This window comes from Citrobacter sp. wls757 (genome assembly GCF_005280935.1).
GTDB lineage: Bacteria > Pseudomonadota > Gammaproteobacteria > Enterobacterales > Enterobacteriaceae > Citrobacter > Citrobacter portucalensis.
Window position 1 is genome coordinate 119941 of record NZ_SZWU01000076.1, and the last position, 4428, is coordinate 124368.

Genomic DNA, 4428 nt, shown 5'->3' on the forward strand with positions numbered 1-4428 from the left:
AAATGCCAACTGACGTACAGTGCCCGCGCTGCGCCAGCACCCATACCTCGCTGATTAGCGAATTCGGATCCACGGCCTGTAAAGCGTTGTATCGCTGCGACAGCTGCCGTGAACCCTTTGATTACTTTAAATGTATTTGAGGTTGCGATGACAACATTTCATTCGCTTACCGTGGCCAACGTCGAAGCGGAAACGCGCGATGCGGTGACCATCACTTTCACCATTCCTGACGCGCTGCGTAATGACTACGCCTTTCGACCGGGCCAGCATTTGACGCTGAAAGTTCACCTCGGTGGAGAAGAGCTGCGTCGGTGTTACTCCATTTGTCGCAGCCGCTCGCCGTCGGAAATTAGCGTCGCGGTTAAAGCTATCGACGGTGGGCGTTTCTCCCGCTATGCCCAGCAGGATATCCAGCAGGGTATGGCGCTGGAAGTGATGGTGCCGCAGGGGCACTTCGGCTACCAGCCGCAGGCCGAGCGCGAAGCCGAATATCTGGCGATTGCCGCCGGGTCCGGCATTACGCCGATGATGGCGATTATTGAAGCGACGCTGACGACCGAACCGGCCAGCCAGTTCACGCTGATCTACGGCAACCGCAGCAGCCACAGCATGATGTTCCGTCAGGCGCTGGCCGATCTGAAAGACCGCTATCCGCAGCGTTTACAGGTGGTGCACCTGTTCAGTCAGGAGTCGATGGACAGCGATCTGCTACAGGGTCGTATTGACGGCGACAAACTGCGTGCGCTGGGCAAAAACCTGCTCGATTTCAGCCGCTTTGACGACGCCTTTATCTGTGGCCCATCGGCAATGATGGATGAAGCCGAAGTGGCACTGCGCGAACTGGGCATAGCGGAAAAATCCATTCACCTTGAGCGTTTCAATACGCCGGGGACCAGCGTGAAACGCGCCACCGGCGTGCAGGCGGAAGGCCGCACGGTCACCCTTCGTCAGGATGGGCGCGATCGCCTGATTTCACTGAATGCGGAAGATGACAGCATTCTCGACGCCGCGCTGCGCCAGGGCGCTGACCTGCCGTTCGCCTGTAAAGGCGGCGTGTGCGCCACCTGCAAATGCAAGGTGGTCAGCGGTGAGGTGGCGATGGCCGCCAACTATAGCCTTGAAGCCGATGAACTGGCGGCGGGCTATGTGCTGAGCTGCCAGGCGCTGCCAACCAGCGGTGACGTAGTGGTCGACTTCGATGCGCGGGGGATGGCATGAGCGAACTGCTGATTTCCCGTCACGACCGTGTACTGCAACTGACCCTGAACCGTCCGCAGGCGCGTAACGCCCTGAACAATGCGCTGCTAACGCAGATTGCTGATGCGCTGGAAAGCGCGGCGGCGGACGCCAGCATCAGCGTTTGCGTGATTGGCGGCAACCCGCGCTATTTCGCCGCCGGGGCCGATCTTAATGAAATGGCGGAAAAAGATCTGCCCGCCACTTTCGACGATATTCGTCCTCGCCTGTGGGCACGTATTGATGCCTTCAACAAGCCGTTGATCGCGGTGGTTAACGGTTACGCGCTGGGAGCCGGGTGCGAGCTGGCTCTTCTGTGCGACCTGGTGATTGCCGGGGATAACGCGCGCTTCGGCCTGCCGGAAATTACTCTCGGCACCATGCCAGGGGCGGGCGGTACGCAGCGGCTTATCCGTTGTGTTGGCAAAGCGCTGGCCAGCCGAATGGTGCTGAGCGGTGAAAGCATTGATGCAGAACGAGCACAATGGGCCGGGCTGGTGAGTGACATTCACCCGGCGAACCTCTCCGATGAATACGCGCTCAAGCTGGCGGCGACCATCGCCCGTCACTCACCGCTGGCGCTGCGGGCGGCAAAACAGTCTCTACGCGCTGCGCAAGAAGTGGGTCTCCAGGCCGGTCTGGTGCAGGAACGTCAGCTGTTTACGCTGCTGAGCGGCACCGAAGATCGTCGTGAAGGCGTCAGCGCCTTTTTAGAAAAACGCACACCGGAATTTAAAGGACGCTAATCGTGGACGCATTTATTCTCAGCGAAGTGGAGCAGGGCGTGATGACTATCACCCTGAACCGCCCGGACCGACTCAACAGCTTTAACGACGTGATGCACCAGCAGCTTGCCGACTGCCTGAAACAGGCCGAGCGCGACGACACCATTCGTTGCCTGCTGATCACCGGTGCCGGACGCGGATTTTGCGCCGGACAGGATCTGAACGACCGTAACGTTGACCCGAGCGGCCCCGCGCCGGATCTGGGCATGTCGGTGGAACGCTTCTACAACCCGCTGGTGCGCCGCTTAGCCGCGCTGCCGAAGCCGGTTATCTGTGCCGTCAACGGCGTTGCCGCTGGTGCTGGCGCCACACTGGCCTTGGGCTGCGACATCGTCCTTGCCGCGCGCTCGGCGAAGTTTGTCATGGCCTTCAGCAAGCTCGGTCTGGTGCCGGACTGCGGCGGAAGCTGGGTGCTGCCGCGCGTAGCCGGTCGTGCTCGCGCCGTGGGTTTGCTGATGCTTGGTGATAACCTCAGCGCCGAACAGGCCGCGCAGTGGGGCATGATCTGGCAAGTGGTCGACGATGCCGAGTTGAAAGATACCGCGTTGACCATGGCGCGCCATTTTGCGGCGCAGCCGACCTATGGCCTGGGGCTGATTAAGAAAGCCTTGCAGCTTTCCGAAACCAACACGCTGGATCAGCAGCTTGAGCTTGAGCGCGACTACCAGCGCATGGCCGGTCGCAGCGATGACTATCGCGAAGGGGTCAGCGCCTTTCTCGGCAAACGCCCACCACAGTTCAGCGGGAAATAAGCCATGACGCAAACTCTTCATCGCGTTGCCGTGATCGGCGGTGGAACAATGGGTGCAGGCATTGCCGAGGTGGCTGCCAGCGCCGGACATTCGGTCCTGCTGTATGACATTTCCGCTGAGGCGATTACTCGCGCCATTGAGGGTATTCGCCAGCGACTCGACGTTCGTGTTGGTCGTGGAAAAATCAGTGCGGAACAGGCCAGTGAGCTGCTGGCACGGATCTCCCCCGCGACTGAACTGAATCAGCTTGCCGATGCACAACTGGTGATTGAAGCCGCGTCCGAGCGGCTGGAAATTAAAAAAGCGCTGTTCAGTCAGTTGGCGGAGATCTGTTTGCCGTCAACGCTGCTAACCAGTAATACCTCGTCGATCTCAATTACCGCAATTGCGGCGGGAGTGAAGCATCCGGAACGTGTGGCGGGGCTGCACTTCTTTAACCCGGCACCGGTGATGAAACTGGTGGAAGTGGTGAGCGGCCTTGCCACCTCAACGGAAGTGGTCGAGCAGCTTTGCCAGTGCGTAATCGCCTGGGGCAAGCAGCCGGTGCGCTGCCGCTCAACGCCGGGTTTTATTGTCAACCGCGTGGCGCGTCCGTACTACGCTGAAGCCTGGCGCGCGTTGGAAGAACAGGTTGCGTCAGCGGAAGTGATTGATGCGGCGCTGCGTGACGGCGGCGGCTTCCCGATGGGACCGCTGGCGCTGACCGACTTGATTGGTCAGGACGTCAACTTTGCCGTGACCTGTTCGGTGTTTAACGCCTTCTGGCAGGACCGCCGTTTTCTACCGTCTTTGCTGCAACAGGAGCTCGCTCTGGCGGGGCGTCTGGGAAAGAAGAGCGGTTACGGCGTCTATCGCTGGCCTGCTGAAGTATCGCCTGAACTGGCTGTTGCAGCGGTAGCGCCTGAAAATGCAGCAAAAAATATCAAGCGTGACGTTGTCACTGAACTGGATGATGTGCTGCTCCTTGAAACGACCGGTGAAACCGCGCTGGCCTTAAGCGTGCGGCACCAGCGCCCGGTGGTGGTGTATGACCATGCTGCGGGCGACACCGTCGTGCTGGCAAGCGCACCAACCAACCCGGCTTCAGCCACCGACAAAGCGGTGTACTACTTCCAGCAGCAGGGCAAAAAAGTGCTGCGTATTGCCGACTACCCAGGGCTGCTGGTATGGCGCACGGTAGCGATGCTGGCGAACGAAGCGCTGGATGCGCTGCAAAAAGGAGTCGCCAGCGCCGAGGATATCGATACCGCCATGTGTTTGGGGGTCAACTACCCGCACGGGCCGCTGGCCTGGGGTGAATCGCTCGGCTGGGGACGTGTGCTTCGTCTGCTGGAAAATCTACAACAGCACTATGGTGAAGAACGCTATCGCCCGAGTGCTCTGCTGCGCCAGAAAGCGCTGATGGAGATGCGTCATGAGTAATGAAGCCTGGCGCAACGCCCGCGCCATGTATGTGAAAGACACCTGCGCGCAGGCGCTGGGGATTGAAATTATTGAGATGGACGACGGTTATTCGCAGATGACCATGACCGTGTCGCCGTCGCAGCTGAATGGCCATCAGACCTGTCACGGCGGGCAACTGTTTTCACTGGCGGATACTGCCTTTGCTTACGCCTGCAACAGTCAGGGACTGGCAGCAGTAGCCTCAGCGGCCA

The 4428-nt window shown here is 59.9% G+C and carries 5 protein-coding genes and 1 pseudogene; all 6 read left to right on the forward strand.

The features are described 5' to 3' along the window. A pseudogene (locus tag FDW94_RS24580) lies at nucleotides 1-140 on the forward strand (phenylacetate-CoA oxygenase subunit PaaJ); the annotation flags it as partial. 7 nt (nucleotides 141-147) lie between these two features. Beyond that, entirely contained in the window at nucleotides 148-1218 is a 1071-nt protein-coding gene (gene paaE, locus FDW94_RS21060) for a 1,2-phenylacetyl-CoA epoxidase subunit PaaE (RefSeq protein WP_137378209.1), read from the forward strand. Beyond that, entirely contained in the window at nucleotides 1215-1982 is a 768-nt protein-coding gene (gene paaF, locus FDW94_RS21065) for a 2,3-dehydroadipyl-CoA hydratase PaaF (RefSeq protein WP_111465773.1), read from the forward strand. Before paaE ends, paaF begins: the two co-directional genes overlap by 4 nt. A 2-nt stretch (nucleotides 1983-1984) precedes the next feature. After that, nucleotides 1985-2773 (forward strand): 2-(1,2-epoxy-1,2-dihydrophenyl)acetyl-CoA isomerase PaaG, encoded by a 789-nt coding sequence (paaG, locus tag FDW94_RS21070; RefSeq protein ID WP_137378210.1) that lies wholly within the window; start codon nucleotides 1985-1987, stop codon nucleotides 2771-2773. A 3-nt stretch (nucleotides 2774-2776) separates the two neighbouring features. Then, the gene (paaH, locus tag FDW94_RS21075; RefSeq protein ID WP_137378211.1) at nucleotides 2777-4195 is read left to right on the forward strand and encodes a 3-hydroxyacyl-CoA dehydrogenase PaaH; all 1419 of its coding nucleotides are present in this window, start codon (nucleotides 2777-2779) and stop codon (nucleotides 4193-4195) included. After that, a partial coding sequence (locus FDW94_RS24585; RefSeq protein WP_249358658.1) for a hotdog fold thioesterase occupies nucleotides 4188-4428 on the forward strand: 241 nt, incomplete at its 3' end. The genes paaH and FDW94_RS24585, both read left to right, overlap by 8 nt.